Source organism: Leucobacter sp. USHLN153 (genome assembly GCF_037145615.1).
In the GTDB taxonomy this organism is placed as follows: Bacteria; Actinomycetota; Actinomycetes; order Actinomycetales; family Microbacteriaceae; genus Leucobacter.
In genome coordinates this window covers 276398-298078 of sequence record NZ_JBBCXE010000001.1, presented here as the reverse complement: position 1 = coordinate 298078, position 21681 = coordinate 276398, and the positions used below count along the sequence as shown (strand labels likewise).

Here is a 21681-nt window from a genome sequence, read left to right as displayed (position 1 = left end):
ATGTTCCAACTCATCTGGAACGGGCTCTTCGTCGGCTCGTTCTACGCGCTCGTCGCGCTCGGCTACAGCATGGTGTACGGCATCATCAAACTGCTGAACTTCGCGCACGGCGACCTCTACATGCTCGGCTCATTCCTCGCGTTCGTGGTGCTCGGCGGCGTCACGGGCCTCTTCGGGCTCGGATCGATCCCGATCCTGCTACTCGTGCTCCTCATCACGATGCTGCTCACGGGCGGCATCGGCGTGCTCATCGAGCGCGTCGCCTATCGGCCCCTGCGCTCGAGCCCACGGCTCGCCGCGCTCATTACCGCCGTCGGCGTGGCGTTCACCATCGAGTACACCGTCCGCCAGATCTTCGGGGCGAGCCCGCTCGTGTTCCCGATCCGCCTGCAGGGAGCGCCCATCGAGATCCTGGGCGCGCGCATAACGATGCCGCAGCTCGTGCTGATGCTCGTCGCGGCGCTCCTCATGTTCCTGCTGCAGCGCTACGTCATGCACTCGCGCGAGGGGCGGGCGATGCGCGCCATCGCGCTCGATCAGAAGGCGTCGCTCCTCATGGGCGTCAACGTCAATCGCGTCATCTCGCGCACATTCTTCATCGGCTCGGCGCTCGCGGGCGCCGCGGGCGTCATGGCGGCCGCCTACTACGGCACGATCGACTTCCTCATGGGCTTCGTCATCGGCCTGAAGGCGTTCACCGCCGCGGTCATCGGCGGCATCGGCAACCTCTACGGCGCGATGCTCGGCGGCATCGTGCTCGGTCTGCTCGAGTCGTTCGGAACGCACTTCCTCGGGGGCCAGTGGCGCGACGTCTTCGCCTTCGGCTTCCTGATCCTGTTCCTGGTGTTCAAACCGACCGGCATTCTCGGCGAGCGCGTCGTGGAGAGGGTGTGACCATGGCCAAGTCGAATGCTCAGCGTCTGCAGACGCCGAAGCCCATCATCGAGCGGCCCCCCGCGATCAAGGGGGTGCTCGCGCCGGAGCGCTTCATGAAGCTCCTCGGGCTCGTGCTGTTCGTCGCCGCGGCGGTGCTGCCGTTCATCACGGCGACGCCGTACATCATCTCGATCCTCACGTCGGCGTTCATCTACATCGTGCTCGCGATGGGTCTCAACGTCGTCGTGGGTTACGCGGGGCTCCTCGACCTCGGGTACATCGCCTTCATGGCGGTCGGTGCCTACACGAGCGGGATCCTCACCACCCAGTTCGGCCTGTCGATGCTCGAGACCCTGCCCTTCGTGGTCATTGCCTGCATCATCGCGGGCGTCATCATCGGCGGGCCGACGCTGCGGCTCCGCAGTGACTACCTCGCCATCGTCACGCTCGGCTTCGGTGAGATCATCCGGATCACGGCGAACAACCTCGACATCACGGGCGGACCGAGCGGAATCCACGGCATTCCGACCTGGTCGTTCTTCGGCTGGTCCTTCGCGGAAGGGCTCGACATCGCGGGAATCCACTTCGGACCGAAGATCCTCTTCTATTACTTCGTGCTGTTCGTCGGGATCGGCATCGCGGTGGTCGCGGTCAGCCGTCTGGGCCGCGGCAAGCTCGGGCGGGCCTGGAAGTCGGTGCGCGACGACGAGGACGTCAGCGAGGCGATGGGCATCAACGGCTACGCCACGAAACTGCTGGCCTACATCATCGGCGCCGTGTGGGGCGGCTTCGCCGGAACGCTCATGGCGGGGCACCTGTCGGCGATCGCGCCGAATAGCTTCGAGTTCCTCTACTCCGCACTCGTGCTCATGGCCGTCGTGCTCGGCGGCATGGGATCGACGCCGGGCGTCATCATCGGGGCGCTCTTCGTCTCGCTCGCGCCGGAGTTCCTGCGCGAGTTCAGCGAGTGGCGGTTCCTGCTCTTCGGCGTGCTGCTCGTGGTCGCGATGATCTTCCGCCCGAAGGGGATCTGGCCCGCGAACGCGGTGCTGCCGTTCCTGAAGAAGCGCGAGGTGCCGCAGGTGCCGCCCACCGAGAACCTCGAGGTGGTCGGCGTAGCGGACAATGCGGACGATGCGGTGCAGAGTCCGGTGAGCGATCCCGCGCGATCGTCGACCGAAGAGGAGGGGCGACGATGACCGCCACGACACCCATCGACCCGGTTCGTTCGGCGAGCGATGCAGCCGCGAGCGCGGCAGCCACGAGCGATGCAGCCGTGAGCGCCACATCGACAAGCGCCTCGGAACCGGCTGTCGCGCCCGGCCGAGTGCTCCTCGAGGTGCGTGATCTCGCGGTCTCGTTCGGCGGCATCGTGGCTGTCGACGGGCTCTCATTCTCCGTGCACGAGGGTGAGATCGTCTCCGTCATCGGCCCGAACGGTGCCGGGAAGACGAGCGCGTTCAACTGCATCTCGGGGTTCTACCGCCCGGGTCGCGGCAGCGTCGTGTTCGACGGAGAGCCGATCACGCGGCGCAAGCCCTCGGCGATCACGCGGCGCGGCATGGCGCGCACGTTCCAGAACGTGCGACTCTTCGGCGAGATGAGCGTGCTCGACAACGTGAAGACGGCGATGCACTCCCACCTGCAGCAGAACGTCTTCGACGCGATGCTGCACACGCCGCGGTATCGCCGGAGCGAAGCGCAGTGCGCAGAGGATGCGCGCGGGTGGCTCGACTTCGTGGGCTTCCGCGCGGACGACGAACTCCTCGTCACGCAGCTGCCGTACGGCGAGCAGCGACGCGTGGAGATCGCCCGAGCGCTCGCGACGCAGCCGAAACTGCTGCTCCTCGACGAGCCGGGTGCTGGGCTCAACCACAGCGAGAAGATCGAGCTCATGGAGCTCATTCGGCGGATCCGCGATCTCGGAGTCGGCATCGTGCTCATCGAGCATGACATGGGCCTCGTGATGCAGGTCTCCGAGCGGATCGTGGTGCTCAACTACGGCAAGGAGATCGCGGATGGCACGCCCGAGAGCATCAAGCAGGATCCCGTCGTGATCGCGGCGTACCTCGGCGAGGAGGAGGAAGCATGAGCGACCTGGTGCTCGAGAACATCGACCTCTACTACCACCGCGTCCACGCGCTGCGCGAGCTGAGCCTCACGGTGCGCGAGGGGGAGATCGTGTCGCTGCTCGGGAACAACGGAGCCGGTAAGACATCGACGCTCTCGCTGATCTCAGGGCTCGTGCGCGCGAAGAGCGGCACGGCGCGCTGGGGAGACCACGATCTCACGCGCATGCAGCCGTGGGACGCGGTCGGCGCCGGGCTGCTGCATATCCCGGAGGGGCGGCGCATCTTCTCGACGATGAGCGTGCACGAGAATCTGCTGCTCGGCGGGTACCTGGTGAAGGATCAGAAGCTCATCGCGAAGCGCGCCGATGAGGCCTACGACCTCATGCCTCGCCTCGCCGAACGGCGGACGCAGCAAGGCGGCACGCTGTCGGGCGGGGAGCAGCAGATGCTCGCCCTCGGCAGGGCGCTCGTGGGCGGACCGAAGCTGCTGCTGCTCGACGAGCCCTCGATGGGCCTCGCCCCGCTCATCGCGAAGCAGGTGATGGAGATCGTGCAGCGGGTGAACGCGCAGGGTACGACGGTGCTGCTCGTCGAGCAGAACGCTCGGGCGGCGCTGAAGATCGCCGACCGCGGCTACGTGCTGGAATCGGGGCGCGTCACGATGCAGGGGTCGGCCGCGGAGCTCGCGGCCGACCCGCGGGTGATCGAGGCGTACCTGGGCGCGTAGGGGAGCCGGGGTCGCGCGCAGGTCGGCGCGGCCCTTTGCTCCGGCTCGGCGAGCGCCGGTTCTTCGGCTGCGACTCCGGCTTTGAGCCCCGCTCGGATCGCGGTCTCGGGCCGAGCTTCAGTCCCGGCCCAGTTCGGCCTCGGGCTCGAGGGTGGCAAGGGAAGCGAGGGGGATCGGCTGCGCGATCGGGCGGCGCATCGTTTGCCGAAGTGACTCCACGGGCGGCGCGGCGGTCATCGGCACGGAGCTTGTCGGCGCGGAGCCCGATCGCGCGGTGCTCGTCCGCTCGGCGCCCGGCTGCTCGGCGCCCGACTCCTCGGCCCCCGCAATGCACGACACCGCGAAGCCGCATACACGCCCCTGGCACCAGCCCATACCCGCGCGCGTGACGCCCTTCTGCGCCCGAGAGTCCTCGCCCGCGAGCGTGTCGCGCGCGGCGGCGAGCGCGCCGTACCGCACCTCTTCGCAGCGGCACACCACGGTGTCGTCGTGCAGGTGCTGTTCCCATCCGCGAGGCACGGGGTGGGCGAGGTGCATCGCCCGGGCGAATGCGCGCTGCCGAGCGATGGCGCGGAGCTCGGGGGTGCGCGCGGCCGATCCGCCGCCGCGACCGCGAGCCGTGAGCGCCGCCGCCCGCCCGGCGACCGCGCCCTCGAGCACCGCGAGCACCGCGCCGCCGACGCCGGTGAGCTCGCCGGCGATGTAGAGGCCGGGCACCGACGAGCGCTGCTCCGCGTCGACTTCCGCGACGAGCGAGCCGTCAGCGTCCTGGCGAGTGCGAGCCCCGAGCTGCACGGGGAGCTCGAGCTGCGGCGTGAAGCCCCAGCCGAGGCCGACCCCGTCGACGCCCTCGATAATCCGCTGGCTGCCGGGGACCACCGCACCGTCGCGGTCGACGCGGGCCGTGCGGACGGCCTCCACCTGACCCGAGCCGAGGATCTCTGTGACAACGCTGCGGGTGCGGTAGGGGATGCGGTGGCGCGCGAACGCGGCGATGTATCCGGCGGCTTCGAGGCCCTTCGCGGGCACACCGAGCGCACGGTGGGCGCGTGGCAGCCAGCCCGCGAGCGATGCGGACTCGAGCACGGAGACGACGGACCCGCCCGACTGCGCGATGTTCGCGGCGACCGGGAGAAGGAACGGGCCGGTGCCGGCGATGACGAAGCGTCGCCCGGGAAGCGCGCCGTTCTGCTTCACGAACGCCTGGATGCCGCCGGCCGCCATGACGCCGGGGAGGTGCCACCCGGGAACCGGCAGCTGGCGGTCGTAGCCGCCGGTCGCGAGCACCAGGCTCGTTGCGCGGACGGTCGGTGCGGGGCTCGGGCCGGGGCCGTATGCGGGCGCGAGGCGAAGCACGAAGCCCCCGGGGGCGGACTCCGCCATCCACACGCTCGTGCCGGGGAGGTAGCGGATCGCGCCAGGCGCGATGCCTGCGTCGAACCGGCCGCGCAGCGCGAGGTAGTCGCGCCAGCCGTGATGCAGCGCGCCGTCATCGCTGCCCGCGCGTTCGCTGCGGTGCCGCCAGTACTGACCGCCCGGTTGCTCCGCGCTGTCGACGACGAGCACCGAGACGCCCGCCTCGGCGGCTTCGGCCGCAGCGGCGAGCCCGGCCGGCCCCGCGCCCACGATCGCGACATCGAAAGTCTTGTCGTCAGCGCTGGCTCCGGCTGCAGCATCGGGTGACACCCGGGTCATTCCACGACCTCCGCTCCGTTGTGGGCCCCGCGACTCGGTCCGCTCGCCGCGCGCACCTCCATGCCCTCGCGCAGTGGGATCATGCACGCCCGCTGCCCGGACTCCCCGTCGATCTCGACGAGGCAGTCGAAGCACACGCCGATGCCGCAGAAGACGCCGCGGCGCTCGCCGTCGCGAGTGGTGCGCCATGCGGGGCGACCCGAGCCGATGAGCGCGGCCGCGACGCTCGACCCGACGGGAGCGCTCAGGGGTTCGCCGTCGAAGGTCGCCTCCACCGTCCGCGGCTCTGCCATCTGCGTCTCCGCCTTCTGCGGTTCCCCCATCCGCCGCGCCGGCCCCGTCTTCCCCAAGCGCCTCGATCGACTCACGCGGCGACCTCCTCATCGAATCGTTCGGGGCGGAAGGGATGGAGCGCGAGTTCCGGCTCCTCGCCCGCGAGCGCCTGCGCGAGCAGCTTTCCGGTGCCCGCAGAGAGCCCGATCCCCGCACCCTCGTGGCCAGCAGCGTGCCACAGCCCGGGCGCCCGCGGGTCGGGGCCGATGACGGGCAGGTGATCCGGGCAGTACGGGCGGAAGCCGTGGTAGTGCCGCAGCATGCGCACGTCCGAGAGGAACGGGAAGAGCTCGATGGCGTTGCGAGCGATCGCGGCGAGCGCCTCCGTGCTCACGGTGCCGTCGAACCCGACGCGCTCGCGACTCGAACCGATGAGGATCGTGCCCGCCGGCGTGCCCTCCACGACGGGTGATGCCTGGAGGCCCGCGTCGCCGCTGCCCACGTTGTCCACGTACTCGGCGGCGTACACCTTGTGATGCACGCGCGGCGGGAGCGGTTCGGTCACGAGCACGAACCCGCGGCGGGGGAGCACGGGAACGGTAACCCCCGCGAGCGCCCCGATCTCACCCGCCCACGCGCCGGCGGTGTTCACGACGTGCCCGGCAGCGAAGTCGCCCCGCGGGGTGCGCGCTCCCACCACGCGGTCGCCGTCGCGCAGCAGTTCGGTCACGGGAGCATGGGTCTCGAGCACGGCGCCGAGGTCGCGAGCGAGCCGCAGCAGGGTCGCGGCGGCGAGGATCGGCTGCACCTGGCAGTCGTCGGGGTAGTAGGCGGCGCCGAGCGCCTGATCCGTGATGAGCGGTTCTCGTTCCCGGAGGGCCGCAGCGTCCAGGCGTTCCGACCGGATGCCGAACGCTCGCTGGCTGCTCGAGAATCGCTCGAGCGACGCGAGGCTCGATTCCCGCGACGCCACGATGATCCCGCCCTTCGCCTCGAACTCCCACCGGGTACCGAACCCGGCGAGCTCACCGCGCCAGACATCGAGCGAGTAGTTCGTGAGGTTGAGCTCCGGCCCCAGCTCCTTATCGCTCACGAGGATGTTGCCCTCGCAGCGCGAGGTCGAGCCGCTCGCGGGGAGTTCGCGCTCCAGCACCGTCACGGAAAGCCCGGCGCGCGCGGCGAAGTACGCCGTCGCGCAGCCCATGATGCCGGCCCCGATGATGAGCACGTCGGCGGTGCGACGGCTCATTTCGACTCCGACGCCCGAGCCCCGACCGGTGATTCCGCGGCCCCGGCGGTCAGCACGGCGGTCGCGCAGACGAGATCCTCCCAGGCCATGCCGACGCCGGTGTAGACGGCGGGGCGACCGGGCGTGCGAGAGAACTCCCCGCGGAGGAGCTGGCTGAGGGTGCGCGGGGCGGCGGATCCGCTCCAGTCCGCCTCGCTGAACGCCGTGGCGAGGTTCCCGTTCTCGCGCCTCGCCGACGCGCGCCCCTCCACCACGACGTCCGCGCGGGAGACCAACGCGTCGTCGAGCTCACGTCGTTCGAGCCCGTGCGTGCCGGTGGCGGCGACGATCGCGTGGTCCTGCACGAGGGCGCCGTCGAAGACCGGCTCGGTCGCGGAGGTGGTGCAGAGCACGAGGTCGGCCTCGCGAACGGCCCGCTCGGCGTCACCTGTCCGATCGCGCATCTCGATTCCGCGGGTCTCCGTCGCGCCCGCGAGCTCGTCGAGCAGTGCGCGCACGCGCTCGGGTCGCCGGCCCACGATCTCGACCGAGCAGCCGGGGAAGACGAGCGCGGCAGCCCGGATGTGGGCGGCGGCCTGCACCCCCGCGCCGAATACGAGCACGCGCGGCGCCCGCGGAAACCCGGGTCCGGACACGGCCGGCGATGCAAGCTCGCGCACGGCCGCGAGCGCCACGGCCGGGGTGCGGATCGCGGTGAGCGAGGCACCCTCGAGCACCGCGACGGGTGCGGCGGTCTCGGAGGAGTACAGAATGTAGAGCCCCTGGATCTTCTCGAGCCCCCGGGCCGGATTCTCCGGGGCGACGGTGAGCGCCTTCAGGCCGCTGTAGGGCTCGCCCTGGGCGGGCATGAGCAGAAACTCCCCGCCGGGGAAGTCGCTGAAGAGTCGCGGCCCGTCGAGTTCGGGGTCGAGGTCCCCGCGCAGTGCGTCAGCGATCGCGTCGATCGCGCGGTCGAGCGGAAGCAGGCGCGCGACGTCGCCCGCGGAGAAATAGGGGAGTGCCGTAGATGCCCCGCTCACAGGAGGAACCCCCGTGGGAACGGATCCGTCGGATCGAGGAAGTACTGCGCGGTGCCGGTGATCCAGGCGCGGCCGCGGATCGTCGGCACCACGGCGGGCCGGCCGGCGACCTCGGTTTCCGCGATCAGCATCCCGTGGAAGCGCGACCCGATGTAGGAGTCGTTGATGAACTCGGTGTCGAGCGGCAACGCCCCTCGCGCGTGCAGCTGGGCCATGCGCGCGCTCGTGCCGGTGCCGCAAGGCGAGCGGTCGAACCAGCCGGGGTGGATCGCCATCGCGTGCCGCGAGTGCTGGGCCGTTGAACCGGGAGCCTGTAGGGAGACGTGATGCACGCCGCGGATATCATCGCGTTCCGGGTGCACCGGCTCGTCGGTCGCGTTGATCGCCTCCATGATCGCGAGGCCCGCGCCGAGCAGCTCATCGCGGTTGCTCCGATCCTCCCGCCACTCGATGCCGAGCGCCTCGAGTTCGACGATCGCGTAGAAGTTTCCGCCGAACGCGAGATCGTAGGCCACGGCGCCGTAGCCGGGGACCTCGACGCTCGCGTCGAGGCGATCCGCAAACGACGGAACGTTCGTGATCGTGACATGCTCGGCTCGACCGTCTTGCACCGCCACCTCGGCGACGACCAGGCCCGCCGGAGTGTCGAGTCGGATCGTGGTGACCGGTTCGACCACGTCGACCATGCCGGTTTCGACGAGCACGGTGGCGACACCGATCGTGCCGTGGCCGCACATCGGCAGGCACCCCGACACCTCGATGTAGAGGACGCCCCAGTCAGCGTCCGCTCGGGTCGGGGGCTGCAGGATCGCCCCGCTCATCGAGGCGTGCCCGCGCGGCTCGAACATGAGCAACTGGCGGAGATCGTCACGGTGCTCGAGGAACCAGGTGCGGCGCTCTGCCATCGTCGTGCCGGGGAGCATGCCGACCCCGCCCGTGATGACGCGGGTGGGCATCCCTTCGGTGTGCGAATCAACGGCGTGATACACGTGGCTCGTGCGCAACGGGGCTCCTCGATGAGCGGGCGGTCGGTCTCTGCTTACGGGCGGGTCTCTACTTACCGTAGCCCTTGGCGACGGCGGCGCGCGTGTCCGCGACGATGCGATCCGCGACGTCCTCGGGCAGCGGCAGACGCGGCGGACGGCAGACGCCGCCCTTGCGCTCGAGCACGTCCATCGACAGCTTGATCGCCTCGACGAACTGCGTCTTGGAGTCCCACCGCAGCAGCGAGTGCAGATCGCGGTAGATCTGCTGCCCGCGCTCGAGGTCGGCGTAGTTTCCGGAGGTGCAGAGGCGGAAGAGTTCGACGCAGGTCTGCGGGATCGCGTTCGGGTAGCCGGAGACCCAGCCGACCGCCCCGGCGAGGCCGACCTCGAGCACCGTGTCATCCGTGCCGATGAGAATGTCGAGATCGGGGGCGAGCTCCTTGATCTCGTAGATGCGCCGGGGGTCGCCCGAGAACTCCTTCACGCCGACCACGTTGCCCTCCGCATGGATCTCGGCAATGAGCTCCGGCACGAGATCCACCTTCGTGTCGATCGGGTTGTTGTACGCGACGATGGGGAGGCCCACCTCCGCGACCGTCGCGTAGTGGTGCTTCACCTGCTCGTGGTTCGCGCGGAAGGTGTTCGGCGGGAGCAGCATCACGCACTGCGCGCCGACTTCAGCGGCCTGCTCGGCCCAGTGCGCCGACTGCAGGGCGCCGTACGCGCCGACGCCGGCCATCACGGTGAAGCCCTCCGGGGATGCCTCGACCGCGGTCTTGACCACCTGCGCGCGCTCCGCCTCACTGAGGTTCTGGTATTCGCCGAGTGATCCGTTCGGGGCGACGCCGTCGCACCCGTTCTCCGCGAGCCAGGCGACGTGCTCGGCGTACGCATCGAAGTCGACGCTCAGGTCTTCGTTGAAGGGGAGCGCGGTGGCGACAATCACACCGTGCCAGGGCTTCTTCTCGGTCATGCGGGTCCTTTCGCTCGGCGCGGCATCGCGAGCGCGCCTCTGAGTGTGCCACTGCAGTGTGACATTGCACAGATTAACACGAGGGTGCGTGTCGGACCAGGCTGGAACCTTTCGGCTCGCAGCGGGCCGCTGTAGTCACCGCAGGACGAAGCCGTCGCCGAGAGTCGACCGCTGCGCTCACCGCAGAACGAAGCCGCTACCGAGGGGGTCCGCGGGGTCGAGCACGAAACGATGCTCGCCGGTGCGGTACGCGGCTCCGATGACGGAGGGGATCACGGAGCGCCCGTCGGGGGCCGGGCGCCAGCTCGCGTGAAACACGGTGTCGACGATCGAGCGGTGTTCGAGCGTCTCGCCCTCCGCGAGCTCTCCAGCCTCCGCGAGCAGCGCGACCCGTGCGCCCGTGCCCGAACCGCAGGGGGAGCGGTCCACTTCTCCGTCCGCGAAGACCGTCACATTGCGCTGCATCGGGCCGTCGGTGCCGCGGCCGAGGTCGTCCCAGAGAATCGTTCCGTATACGCCCGACAGTCGGGGGTCCGCCGCGTGCTGCGCTTCCGGTGCATCGTTCAGCGCCCATTTCACCTCTCGGCCCAGCGCGATGAGCTCGGTGTAGTGCTCGGGGGAGACTGCGAGCCCGAGGTCGGAGGCGCGCACCGAGGCATAGACCGCGCCGCTGAAGCTCAGATCCGCACGCACCCCGCCGAGCGACGTCGAGACCTCCAAGCCGCGCGCGATGACGTGCGACGGCACGTTCTCGAAGGTGGCGCGCACGAATCGCCCTGCCGATCGCTCGACGTACGCGGTGACGCGGCCGGAGGGAACGTCGATGCGCACCTCGGTGACCCCGTCGGGGTCGCTCGCGACGAGACCCGTGTCCGTCGCCCAGACGCCGAGCGCGATCGTGCCGTGGCCGCACGCGGTCGAGAAGCCGTCCTTGTGCCAGAACAGCACGCCGAAGTGCGCGGGCGTCTCGCCCGGCCGCACGGGATCGGGCGGCATGATGAAGCCGCCGTACATGTCGGCGTGTCCGCGCGGCTCCTGGCAGAGCAGCGCACGCACGAGATCCGCACCCGCCTCGCCGGCGATGGCGGCGACGCGCCGCTCCGCGACCGTTATGCCGGGCGGCACCGGAGGACCCTGATGCACGATGCGGAACGGCTCTCCCGCCGTGTGGTAATCCGTGGTCGAGATCTCGAGCGCTTTCGCCCCGGACTCGCTCAGCGCCGCGCCGAGCATCAGATGACCTCGTCGCTGAAGTGGTTCGGCGTGCCGAAGCGATGCGCCGTGATCGACACGGCCTGCTCCCTCAGGTGCGGAAGCATCTCGACACGGCCGGCGCCGACCACGGGGCCGGAGTACACGGCGATGTCGGGCTTGCCCTGCGACGCTTCCGCGATCCGCCGCGCCTCGCTCGTTCGCGATGGTCCCGCGACGAGCCGGATGCGTGCTCCGGCGCGCGGGCCCTTCCGAGCCGCGAGCGCGGCCACCCGCTGCTCCCAGGCGGCGTCGTCTTCGTACGCGACGCGGACTCCCGCCGCCTCGAACGCCGCCACGAAGGGCGCGGGGAGCGCCACCGGTGTGCTGACCGCGGGCTTCGCGCCGGCCGCGAGCCCCGCCCCGACCGCGCGCAGCGTGTGCTCTAGGCGCGCGTCGGCCGCCGCTCGCACGACGACGGGCACCGGCAGGTAGCGGAGCACGTTGCGCTCGACGTCGACGCCCGACACATCGCGTCGCGCGCCGAACTCGGTCTCCCACGCCTCGGCGTCCGATCCGAGCGCCGCGCGCACCCAGTCGAGGGCCTCGCCCGCGATCCCCGCTCGCTGAGCGGCCGCGAGGAGCGGCGCGCAGCCGGGGCGCGGGGCGCGCTCGATCGCGACGGGCGCGTCGGCCCATTCGCCGAGCCCGAAGAGGTAACTGGGGCCGCCGGCCTTCGTGCCCGCCCCGATCGCCGACTTCTTCCAGCCGCCGAAGGGCTGGCGTCGCACGATCGCCCCCGTGATGCCTCGATTCACGTAGAGGTTGCCCGCCTCGATCCGCTCGAGCCAGCGCGCGAGCTCTGACGACGACAGCGAGTGCAGCCCGCTCGTCAGGCCGTACTCGATGTCGTTCACGATGTCGATCGCCTCGTCGAGCGTCTCGGCGGTCATGATGCCGAGAATCGGGCCGAAGTACTCCGTGAGGTGATACTCGCTGCCGCGCTGCACGCCGTCGCGCACCCCGGGCGTCCAGAGCTTCGACTGGCCGTCGCGGTCGCGCGCGAGCGGGTGGTCGGACTCGACGGCGCGCGGTTCGAGCAACCAGCGCTGACCGGGTTCGAGCTGCGTGAGCCCGCGCAGCAGCTTGCCCGAGGGCGCGGCGATGAGCGGGCCCATTTGGCTCGTGAGGGCGTCGGGAGTGCCGGCTTCGAGGGAGCGGATCGCGTCGAGCAACTGCCCGCGGAAGCGCTTCGAGCTGGCGACCGATCCGACGAGCACGACGAGGGACGCTGCCGAGCACTTCTGCCCCGCGTGCCCGAATGCGGACTGCGCCACGTCGCGCGCAGCGAGGTCGAGATCCGCGCTCGGCGTGACGATGATCGCGTTCTTGCCGCTGGTCTCCGCGAGGATCGGAAGGTCGCCGCGCAGGCCCCTGAACGTCTCCGCGGTTTCGTACGCGCCGGTGAGGATCAGCCGATCGATCCGGGGGTCGGCGACCATGCGCGAGCCGAGCTCTCGATCCGCGAACTGCACGAGCTGCAGCACGTCGCGGGGCACGCCGGCCTCCCACAGGGCCTCGACCATCACCGCGCCCGACCGGGCAGCCTGCGTGGCGGGCTTGATGATGACGCTCGAGCCCGAGGCGAGGGCTGCGAGCGTGCCTCCGACGGGAATGGCGACCGGGAAGTTCCACGGCGGCACGACCGCGATGAGCTGCTGCGGCTGATAACGGGCGCCGTCGGCGCGCTCGAGTTCCTGACCGAGCGCCGCGTAGAAGTGCGCGAAGTCGATGGCCTCTGACACCTCGGGGTCGCCCTGGTCGAGCGTCTTCCCGCACTCCGAGCCCATGACCTCGAGCAGATCCGCCCGGCGCGCCTCGAGCGCTTCACCGGCACGGTGCAGGATCCGCGCGCGCGCATCCGCCCCGAGCGCCTGCCACCCGGCCGCCGCCTCTCGCCCCCGCACGATCGCGGCGTCGAGCGCCGCAGCGTCGGCGATGCGTGCCCGGTCGACTGCCGCCGCCCCGAGCTCGGAGCGCGGCATGCGCTCCGCGATCCGCCGCCCCCACACGCGATTCCCGGGAAGATCGGGATCGGTGTCGGGGGTATTGCGGAAGCCGGTGATGCCCGCGGCGACGCGCGCCTCGACGCGAGCGGAAACGGCCGGGTCGCTCGCGAGCGCGTCGGCAGTCGGGGCTGCGGGGGACTGCGCACCGCGATCCTGCGTGCGCCTCGGAGCGGGGAGGTGGAAGTGTGCAGGGTCTCCGTCGGCCGTGATTGCTTCGAGCTCGGCCAGCGATGCGAGAAAGCGCTCGCGTTCGCGGTCGAAGAGCGCCTCGTGATCGTGCAGCTCGAAGACGGCCGACATGAAGTTCTCCTGGCTCGCGCCCTCCTCGAGGCGCCGGATCAAGTATGCGATCGCGACGTCGAACTCCTCGGGGTGCACGACGGGCACGTAGAGCAGGAGTCGCCCGACCTCGCGGCGCACGGCCTCGGCCTGGCCCGTCGCCATGCCGAGCAGCATCTCGAACTCGACGCCGGCCTCGGCGCCGCGGCGCTTCGCGAGCAGCCACGCGAGGGCGACGTCGAAGAGGTTGTGCCCGGCGACGCCGATGCGCACATTGCGCACGCGGTCGGGGTGCAGGGCGTAGTCGAGCACGGCCTTGTAGCCCGTGTCCGAAGCCTGCTTCGACGGCCACGTCGCGGAGGGCCAGCCGTGGATCGCCGCGTCGACGAGTTCCATCGGGAGGTTCGCACCCTTCACGACGCGCACCTTGATGGGGGCGCCGCCGCGAGCGACTCGGGCTGCCGACCACTTTTGCAGCTGCATCATCGCCCCCAGCGCGTCCGGAAGGTACGCCTGCAGCACGATGCCCGCCTCGAGGTTCAGGAACTCCGGGCGGTCGAGGAGGCGCATGAAGACGGCGAGGGTGAGATCGAGATCCTTGTACTCCTCCATGTCGAGGTTGATGAACTTCTGGGGCGACGCGTTCGCCGCGCGCTCGAAGAGCGGGAGAAGCTGCTGCTCGATGTGCTGCACCGCCTCGTCGAAGGCCCAGTGATTGTGGGGCGCGACGGTCGCCGAGACCTTGATCGACACGTAGTCGACGTCGTCCCGCGCAAGCAGGCGGTGCGTCCCGGCGAGGCGGCGCTCCGCCTCCCCGCGCCCCAGGATCGCCTCGCCGAGGAGGTTGATGTTCAGGCGCACCCCGTCGCGCGCGATCTTCGCGATCGCGGGGCCGAGCTTGTCGTCGCTCGCGTCGATGATGAGGTGGCTCACGAGCTCGCGCAGCACGCGGCGCGCAATGGGCACGACGACCCGGGGGAGCGGCCGCGCGAGGGCTCCACCCAGCTGGATCGCGCCGCGCATGGCAGCCGGCAGGAAGCGAGGGGTGAGGGGGACGAGGTCGTGAAGGCGCTGCGCCGCGACGGAGAGATCTTCCGGGCGGACCACGCCGTCGACGAAGCCGACGGTGAAGTCGAGCCCGTGCGGATCCTTCAGAACCCCGGCGAGCCGCTCGGCTGCGGCGTCGGCGGGAACCTGCGCGGCCTCGCCCAGCCAGCGCCGCACGAGCGCGATGGCCTCGTCCGCGAGGTCCTGCGGACGCGTCGCGAGGTCGTGCACCGGGTCTGCGGATGTCGTGCTCATTGGGGGACCTTTCACGAGGGCGAACTCGGGGCGTCGGCGCGCGCCTGCTCGGCGTCGCGGTCGGAATACCCCCAGTGTCCTGCGGCGGGAGCGTGAAGAACAGCAATGCTTTCTGTGGAATAGTGTGAAGGAAAAATGATGGATTAAGCTTCGGGAGGGAGGACGCCGGTGCTCGACATCAAGCGGTTGCGACTGCTGTGGGAACTCGACGCCAGAGGAACGGTGGCGGCGGTCGCGGAAGCCCTGCGCTACAGCCCCTCCGCGATCTCGCAGCAGCTCGCGCAGCTCGAGCGCGAGGCCGGCGTACCGCTGCTGCTGCGCGTGGGGCGCAAGCTGGAGCTCACGCCGGCGGGGCACGTGCTCGTCGCCGAGACGCATGAGCTGCTCGCCGGGCTCGAGCGCGCGGAGGCCGCCCTGCACGGAGCGCGCGCGGAGGTCGCCGGTACGGTGCGGCTCGCGGTGTTCCAGACCGCCATGCTCGCGCTCATGCCGCAGGTGCTCGGGCGGCTTCGAGACGCGCACCCGGCGCTCCGCGTCGAGATGGTGCAGCACGAACCGGCCGCCGGGCTCCAGGAGACCTGGGCGCGGGGCTTCGATCTCGTGGTTGCCGAGCAATACCCGGGGCACGCGGCGCCGCACTTCGCGGGGCTCGACCGCCAGCCGCTCATCGCGGACCGCATCAGCATCGGCCTGCCGCCGGTCGGCCTGCACGAGACCTTCGACGTCGTGCGCTCGCTCCGCGACGCGGAGCACCTGCCATGGGTGCTCGAGCCGGAGGGAGCCGCCTCGCGGCACTGGGCGCTCCAGGCGTGCCGCAGCGCGGGCTTCGAGCCCGACGTCCGCTACGAGACGGCCGATCTGCAGGCGCACCTCCGCCTCATCGAAACGGGGAACGCGGTCGCACTCCTCCCGGGCCTCGTGCACGTCGGGGCGGCGCGGCGCATCCGCCTAGTTGGCCTCCCGGGGAACCCCGAGCGCGCGGTCTTCACTGCGGCGCGGGCTTCGGCCTCCGGGCATCCGGCGCTCGGCGCGGTGCGCGAAGCGCTGCGGGTCGAGGCTGAGCTGATCGGCGAGCACCGCGATCCCTCGCTCTGAAATCGGCTGCTAAGGTGCCGGCGGAGGCCGATGGCGTTTCCGCTCTCAACACGATCGAGGGGGATCATGGACGATCTGACGAACTATCGCGCGCTGAGTTTCGATGTCTACGGCACGCTCATCGATTGGGAGGCGGGCATCGCGGCCGTGCTCTCGGAGTGGGCGGCCCGGAACGGTGCGGCGCTCGACGATGAAGCGCTGCTCCTCGCCTACGCCGACCATGAGGCGGCGGTCGAGCGCGAGTTCCCCGGCCTCGCGTATGCGGAGGTGCTGCAGTCCGCATTCCGGCGCACGGCCGACACCCTGGGGCTCGCCGCGACCGACGATGACGTGCAGCGGCTCGGGCGGTCGGTGCCCGATTGGCCGGCCTTCGCTGACACGCAGGAGGCGCTCGCGCGACTCGGACGCCGGTACCGCCTGATCATCCTGTCGAACGTGCATCGCGAGGGCGTGGCGGGGAGCATCGCGCGCATGGGAGTGGAGTTCGACCGCGTGCTGACGGCGCAGGACATCGGTTCGTACAAGCCCGCGCAGCGCAACTTCGCCGCGCTCCGAGACAGCCTGCCCGAGCTCGACATCGAACCGCAGCAGCTGCTCCACGTCGCGCAGTCGCTGTTCCACGATCATGTGCCGGGCAAGGCCGCGGGCCTCGACACCGTCTGGATCAATCGCCGCCACGATCGCCCGGGCTGGGGAGCCACACCCGACCCCGGGGTCGCGGTCACGCCGGACCTCGAGTTCCCCTCGCTCGCGGCGTTCGCGGACGCGGTCGACGAGGCGTTCGCGGCTTCAGCGTCGCGCTGAGGCGGCGGATCGCGGAGGGGCCGTGGCGGCCCCTCCGCCCCGGACGCTACTTGACCTTCGGCTGCTGCTGCGTGATGCAGTGAATGCCGCCGCCGCGCGCGAAGAGCGGGCGCGCGTCGAGGCCGATTACCTCGCGACCCGGGTACGCCTCGCGCAGAATGGCGAGCGCGCGGTCGTCGGCGGGGTCGTCGAACGCGCAGGCGAGCACGGCGCCGTTGATCACGACGTGGTTGATGTAGCTGTAATCGACGAAGCCCTCCTCGTCGCGCAGCGTCTCGGGGGCCGGAAGGTCGACGATCTCGAAGCCGGCCGCCGTGTCGTCGCGGTAGCGCTCCGCGACGACACGGTTGGTGCGGGCGATGATGTGGTCCGGGTGCGACTCGGCGTCCTGGCGGTGCATGAGCAGCATGTCGGGGCTCGTGAACGCGGCCAGAATGTCGGAGTGCCCGCGCGTGCCGAAGGTGTCGTGGTCACGCGTGAGGCCGCGCGGGAGCCACAGCGCGCTCGTCGCGCCGATGGTGCGCTCGAGCTCGGCCTCGACCTGCGCCTCGGTCCATCCAGGGTTCCGACCCGGATCGAGCTGCACGGTCTTGGTCAGCACGACTCGGCCGGTGCCGTCCACCTGGATGCCGCCGCCCTCGTTCGTCATCTCAGAGTTGATGAGCTCCGCGCCCGCGGCCTCCGCGACGATGCGGCCGATGTGCTGGTCGTGATCCCACAGGGCCCAGTCCTGGCCGCCCCAGCCGTTGAAGATGAAATTGACCGCGCCGAGTCGTCCATCGTCGCCGATGACGAAGCTCGGGCCGATGTCGCGCATCCACGCGTCGTTGAGCGGCGCGGTGATCCGGTCGATCTGAGCCGAGAGATACTTCGCCGCAACGTCCTCGTCGCCCGGGTTCACGACGACAGTGACCGCCTCGTGCTCGCTCGCCGCGTTCGCGACCGCCGCCCAAGTGGAGCGCGCCTCCTCGGCTTCGGCCTCGGTGTCGCCGAGCGTGTACCCGCTCGTCGGCCAGGCCAGCCACAGCCGCTCCTGCTCGTGTCCTTCGATCGGCATGCGCCACGTCGTCATCGGTGCTCCCTTGTATGCGAATTCGAACCGCGTCGACTCAGTCTACTGGGTGCGTGACCAATAGCGCGGATCGACGCTCACTCGCCGTCGGGGTCGCCGGTCGCCCAGAGCGATCGCGCATGCGAAATATGGTGTCGGAGCAGGGCCTCAGCCCGATCGCCGTCGCCGGCGACGAGCAGGTCGATGAGTTCGTGGTGCTCGCGAGCGGAGTCGGCAAGACGCCCCTCCCGGGAGAGCGTGCCGATGCCGTAGAGGCGCGTGCGGCGGCGCAACGACGTCGCGAGCTCGACCAGCTGTGCGTTGCGCGTGAAGGAGAGCACGAGCGCGTGGAACTCGCGGTCATTGCGCAGATACGCCTCGAGGTCGCCCTGCTCAGCGGCCTTGAGACACGCGTCGGCGAGCCGCTGCAGGCCGGGGAGCGCGTTTTCCGGAATGTTTCCGGCGACGAGACCCATCGCGGGCGGCTCGAGGAGCAGCCGGATCTGCGTCAGGTCGTCGAGGTCACCCTCGCTCATCGTTGTGACGCGGAAGCCCTTGTTCTTCAGCGTTTCGACGAGGCCCTCACGGGCGAGATCCATCATCGCCTCGCGCACGGGAGTGGCAGAGACGCCGAGCGAGGCCCCGAGCGCCGGTGCGGATACGATCTCGCCCTCGGAGATGCGCCCGGTGATGATCGCCGTGCGGAGCTGCTCGAGCACCGTTTCACGCAGGCTCAACGGCCGGGTGAGGGGAGCGAGCGCGGGATCGCCGTGCGGTTCTTGATCGAAAGCGGACATGCGGGCTCCTTGGAGTCCAGAGCGGCGCACGAACGTTCCGCACCGCACACGAGTAACGTTCCCCTATCTTCCCACGGGCCGAGCCCAGCGGCTGAGGAAACGTGGAGGACGGAACGGCCCGGGCGCGCGGGCGATGAGAGGATACGGGAATGGACATTCTTCTGGGCGTGCTCATTGTCGTGCACATCGTCGCTTTCGGAGCCGTGTTCGGCGCCACCCTCTCGCAGTTTCCTGCCGCTCGAGTTGGTGCCGCCCGCGTCACTCCGGGCATCCTCCATGGGACATCTCTCCTGTTTGCATCGGGTCTGTTCCTCGTGGCTGCGGCTTCGCTCGCCGGGCGGCACCTGAACGTTGGGATCCTCGCGGCGAAGACCCTGGTGCTGATCGTGATGGTGGTGCTGATTCTCGTCAACCGCCGCAAGCCGCGGGTTGCTCCGTCAGTACTCGGCGCGATCGCCGCGCTTTCGCTCGTGAACGTCGCACTCGCCATTTTTGGAGGGTGACGTCGAAGGGTTCGCCTTCGGACTCACCGGTACCGAGCGTCGAGCTGTGACGCGGGCGAATTCATGTGTGAGTGCATGAATTTTCGACGATCAGATACGCATCATCGCGTATAGTCCCCCGTATCTGTTGAAAAATAAATCATGCAGATATAGGTTATATGTCGTCTCTCCCGAGAGAGATCGACGCTTTTTCGTCGACGTACAAAGGAGTACCCACGACCATGGATATAGCGAACCCGCCTGTTGAACACGACGAGGATGCTGCGCACCTCGCGTCCCTCGGCTACACCTACGACACCACGTACAAACGCGAGATGAGTTTCTGGGGGAACGTCTCGCTGGGCTTTACCTACTTATCTCCGATTGCCGGCGTCTACTCGATGTTCGCGATCTCGCTTGGAACCGCTGGCCCACCGATGGCCTGGGCCGTCATTATCGCGCTCGTCGGTCAGTTCCTTGTGGCGCTCGTGTTCGGTGAAGTCGTTTCGAACTACCCGGTCTCCGGCGGCGTCTATCCGTGGTCGCGACGCCTCTGGGGTCGGAAGTGGGCATGGATGAACGGATGGATCTACGTGGTCGCGCTCGTCGGCACGATCGCGGCGGTCGCATTCGGCGCCGCGCCGTTCGTCGGCGCGGTCTTCGGCGCTTCGCTGAGCCCCGTCGCCACCGTCGTAATCGCTATCGCCGCGCTCGCCGTGGCAACCGTTCTGAACTTTTCGGGCACGAAGGTGCTCAGCTGGGCGGCGACCGTGGGCTTGGTCGCGGAGATGATCGGCGCCCTCGTGATCGGCGGTTACCTGCTGCTGTTCGGTCGGCAGTGGGACTTCTCGATCTTCTTCGACAACATGGGAATCGGCCTGGACGCGCCCGGCGGATACCTCGGCGCGTTCGCCGCGGCGGCCCTCATCGGTATGTACGCGTACTACGGCTTCGAGGCGAACGGCGATGTGGCCGAGGAGATCAAGGATCCGAGCCGAGTGGTACCTCGCGCAATGCGCATGACGCTGTACATCGGCGGGTTCGCAACGACACTCCTGACGTTCTCCCTCACACTTGCGGTCCCGAACTTCCTCGCGGTCGCCGACGGATCCGTTGCCGATCCCATCGCCGATGCGCTCCAGAACGCATTCGGACCGGTCTACCCCGTAGCGATGTTCGTCATCGTCGTCGCATTCGTGTCCTGCATCACCAGCCTGCAGGCTGCGGCGTCGCGCCTCGTCTACTCCATGAGCCGGGACCACTTCCTCCCGGCGTCGAACTTCCTCTCGAAGTTCAACGAGCGCCGCCACGTGCCGAGCAATGCTTTGCTCACGGCCGCGTTCTTCCCCGCACTCATCCTCGTGCTCTCGCTCATGCTCGAGGACGCGCTCACCGCTATGGTGAGTTTCGGTACGGTCGGTATCTACATGGGATTCGGCATGGTGGTGCTCGCAGCTCTCCGCGCTCGTATTCTCGGGTGGAAGCCGGCCGGTAAGTTCACGATGGGCCGCTGGGCTTACCCGGTGAATATCCTCGCGCTCATCTGGGGTGTGCTGGCGGTTGCGAACATCCTGTGGCCGCGGCCGACCGGCGGCGGCTGGGCTGAGGACTACCTGCTGATCATGACGACTGTCGGCGTGATCGCCGTCGGCTGGATCTACATGCTCGTATCGAAGGCGTACGCGCGCGGTGACGCTCCCGCGGCAGATGCGAGCGGCCCGCTCGCAACTGTAGTTCGCTAATACTCCTGCAGTGCGCGCGGTCTCGATTCCGGGACCGCGCGCACTGCTGTCACGAAAGGAAACTTGTTGGTGTCCGATTACTCCGTTGACCCCGCGCAGTTCATTGACATGGACGGAGGGCCATCTTCCGGTCCCACCATCCCTATGGTGGTGTCGCTCACGTTCCCGGGAATGGACGCGGGCGCGCATGCGCTGCAGGAGGGCTTCACGCGGATCGCGTTCGAGGCAGTGCGGAGTGCGGGCGGCCGTCCTCGGCTCGTGGATTCAGCCGCGCTCGAGCTGGAGGAGGGAGCGAAGGTCTTCGAGGACGCCAACGGCATCGTGTTTCTCGGTGGGGGAGACGTGGACGGGTCCTGCTACGGGTACACGGGCGCACCGCCCCACAATGAGTACGGCGTGGATCTTCGCGCAGACGAATACTGCATCGGGTTGATCCGCGAGGCCGTCGAGCGTGATCTCCCCATCCTGGCGATCTGCCGAGGCTCGCAGTTGCTGAACGTCGCCTTCGGTGGAACGCTGATCCCCGATATCAAGGACTTCGGGCTCCACCGGGGAGGGCCCGGCGAACCGCTGTTCAAAGATGAGGAAGTCTTGATCGAGCCCGACTCGGAGATCGCTCGACTGCTCGGGGAGACCCGCCTCACGGTGCGGAATGGGCACCATCAGGCAGTGGATCGTGTAGCCCCGGCTCTGCGCGCGACGGCTCGCGCGCACGACGGAGTCGTCGAGGGCACGCAGCACCGCACCGCCTCCTGGGTCGTCGGCGTGCAGTGGCACCCCGAGGAGCCGGTGGCGAGCACGGAGCACCGCGCGACGCTTTTCGGTGAGCTGGTGCGACGCGCGGCTGATTGATCTCTCGCGGCGCGAGCGCCAACTGGGCGCTGGCGAGAGGGTGAGGATCGGCGCGAGCGCCGACGTGCTCGTCGCCCAGGCGCAGAAACGCTGATGGCGACGAACCCCTCGGGGTCCGTCGCCATCAGCGTCTGTGCCTTCCGATGC

19 protein-coding genes are annotated in these 21681 nt (G+C 69.6%); 9 read left to right on the top strand and 10 right to left on the bottom strand.

Going from position 1 to position 21681, the window contains the following annotated elements:
* Genes WFH00_RS01330 through WFH00_RS01315 form a run of 4 tightly spaced genes read left to right on the top strand, consistent with a single transcriptional unit; the run spans position 1 to position 3675 of the window.
* Complete coding sequence (locus tag WFH00_RS01330) at positions 1 to 894, top strand: branched-chain amino acid ABC transporter permease (protein WP_336658764.1); 894 nt, start codon at positions 1 to 3, stop codon at positions 892 to 894.
* 2 nt (positions 895 to 896) lie between these two features.
* Positions 897 to 2075: a branched-chain amino acid ABC transporter permease gene (locus WFH00_RS01325; protein ID WP_336658762.1), complete on the top strand. Its 1179-nt coding sequence runs from the start codon at positions 897 to 899 to the stop codon at positions 2073 to 2075.
* Positions 2072 to 2968 (top strand): ABC transporter ATP-binding protein, encoded by an 897-nt coding sequence (locus WFH00_RS01320; RefSeq protein ID WP_336658760.1) that lies wholly within the window; start codon positions 2072 to 2074, stop codon positions 2966 to 2968. Before WFH00_RS01325 ends, WFH00_RS01320 begins: the two co-directional genes overlap by 4 nt.
* Positions 2965 to 3675: an ABC transporter ATP-binding protein gene (locus tag WFH00_RS01315; RefSeq protein WP_336658758.1), complete on the top strand. Its 711-nt coding sequence runs from the start codon at positions 2965 to 2967 to the stop codon at positions 3673 to 3675. Before WFH00_RS01320 ends, WFH00_RS01315 begins: the two co-directional genes overlap by 4 nt.
* Before the next feature lie 117 nt (positions 3676 to 3792).
* On the opposite strand, the gene WFH00_RS01310 is transcribed toward WFH00_RS01315, so the two are convergent.
* The 8 genes from WFH00_RS01310 to WFH00_RS01275 all read right to left on the bottom strand — a co-directional run bounded on the left by WFH00_RS01310 (position 3793) and on the right by WFH00_RS01275 (position 14711).
* Positions 3793 to 5370 (bottom strand): FAD-dependent oxidoreductase, encoded by a 1578-nt coding sequence (locus tag WFH00_RS01310; RefSeq protein ID WP_336658756.1) that lies wholly within the window; start codon positions 5368 to 5370, stop codon positions 3793 to 3795.
* The gene (locus WFH00_RS01305) at positions 5367 to 5663 is read right to left on the bottom strand and encodes a (2Fe-2S)-binding protein (protein ID WP_336658754.1); all 297 of its coding nucleotides are present in this window, start codon (positions 5661 to 5663) and stop codon (positions 5367 to 5369) included. The genes WFH00_RS01310 and WFH00_RS01305 overlap by 4 nt, the downstream gene beginning before the upstream one ends.
* 71 nt (positions 5664 to 5734) lie before the next feature.
* Complete coding sequence (locus tag WFH00_RS01300) at positions 5735 to 6892, bottom strand: NAD(P)/FAD-dependent oxidoreductase (protein WP_336658753.1); 1158 nt, start codon at positions 6890 to 6892, stop codon at positions 5735 to 5737.
* Positions 6889 to 7911 (bottom strand): ornithine cyclodeaminase family protein, encoded by a 1023-nt coding sequence (locus WFH00_RS01295; RefSeq protein WP_336658752.1) that lies wholly within the window; start codon positions 7909 to 7911, stop codon positions 6889 to 6891. The genes WFH00_RS01300 and WFH00_RS01295 overlap by 4 nt, the downstream gene beginning before the upstream one ends.
* Positions 7908 to 8915: a proline racemase family protein gene (locus WFH00_RS01290; protein ID WP_336658750.1), complete on the bottom strand. Its 1008-nt coding sequence runs from the start codon at positions 8913 to 8915 to the stop codon at positions 7908 to 7910. Before WFH00_RS01290 ends, WFH00_RS01295 begins: the two co-directional genes overlap by 4 nt.
* A 49-nt stretch (positions 8916 to 8964) precedes the next feature.
* The gene (locus WFH00_RS01285; protein WP_336658748.1) at positions 8965 to 9870 is read right to left on the bottom strand and encodes a dihydrodipicolinate synthase family protein; all 906 of its coding nucleotides are present in this window, start codon (positions 9868 to 9870) and stop codon (positions 8965 to 8967) included.
* A gap of 177 nt (positions 9871 to 10047) precedes the next feature.
* Positions 10048 to 11103 (bottom strand): proline racemase family protein, encoded by a 1056-nt coding sequence (locus tag WFH00_RS01280; RefSeq protein ID WP_336658747.1) that lies wholly within the window; start codon positions 11101 to 11103, stop codon positions 10048 to 10050.
* On the bottom strand, positions 11103 to 14711 hold the full coding sequence (locus tag WFH00_RS01275) for a proline dehydrogenase family protein (protein WP_336658746.1): 3609 nt from the start codon (positions 14709 to 14711) through the stop codon (positions 11103 to 11105). The genes WFH00_RS01280 and WFH00_RS01275 overlap by 1 nt, the downstream gene beginning before the upstream one ends.
* Positions 14712 to 14879: 168 nt before the next feature.
* Between WFH00_RS01275 and WFH00_RS01270 the strand changes: the two genes are divergently transcribed.
* Together WFH00_RS01270 and WFH00_RS01265 are read left to right on the top strand one after the other, a co-directional pair.
* Positions 14880 to 15806: a LysR family transcriptional regulator gene (locus tag WFH00_RS01270; protein WP_336658745.1), complete on the top strand. Its 927-nt coding sequence runs from the start codon at positions 14880 to 14882 to the stop codon at positions 15804 to 15806.
* Between the two features lie 66 nt (positions 15807 to 15872).
* Positions 15873 to 16610, top strand: a complete 738-nt coding sequence (locus WFH00_RS01265; protein WP_336658744.1) for a haloacid dehalogenase type II — start codon at positions 15873 to 15875, stop codon at positions 16608 to 16610.
* A gap of 46 nt (positions 16611 to 16656) precedes the next feature.
* On the opposite strand, the gene WFH00_RS01260 is transcribed toward WFH00_RS01265, so the two are convergent.
* Together WFH00_RS01260 and WFH00_RS01255 are read right to left on the bottom strand one after the other, a co-directional pair.
* Complete coding sequence (locus WFH00_RS01260; RefSeq protein WP_336658743.1) at positions 16657 to 17682, bottom strand: agmatine deiminase family protein; 1026 nt, start codon at positions 17680 to 17682, stop codon at positions 16657 to 16659.
* 77 nt (positions 17683 to 17759) lie between these two features.
* A complete protein-coding gene (locus WFH00_RS01255; protein ID WP_336658742.1) occupies positions 17760 to 18458 on the bottom strand; it encodes a GntR family transcriptional regulator in 699 nt (232 codons plus the stop codon).
* 149 nt (positions 18459 to 18607) lie between these two features.
* Between WFH00_RS01255 and WFH00_RS01250 the strand changes: the two genes are divergently transcribed.
* The 3 genes from WFH00_RS01250 (at position 18608) to WFH00_RS01240 (ending at position 21534) form a co-directional block, all read left to right on the top strand.
* Positions 18608 to 18961 carry a hypothetical protein gene (locus WFH00_RS01250; RefSeq protein WP_336658741.1) on the top strand — a complete coding sequence of 118 codons (354 nt, stop codon included), beginning with the start codon at positions 18608 to 18610 and terminating at the stop codon, positions 18959 to 18961.
* Between the two features lie 221 nt (positions 18962 to 19182).
* Positions 19183 to 20682, top strand: coding sequence for an APC family permease (locus WFH00_RS01245; protein WP_336658739.1), 1500 nt, complete (start codon positions 19183 to 19185; stop codon positions 20680 to 20682).
* Between the two features lie 69 nt (positions 20683 to 20751).
* Positions 20752 to 21534 (top strand): gamma-glutamyl-gamma-aminobutyrate hydrolase family protein, encoded by a 783-nt coding sequence (locus WFH00_RS01240; protein ID WP_336658737.1) that lies wholly within the window; start codon positions 20752 to 20754, stop codon positions 21532 to 21534.
* The last annotated feature ends 147 nt before the right edge of the window (positions 21535 to 21681 follow it).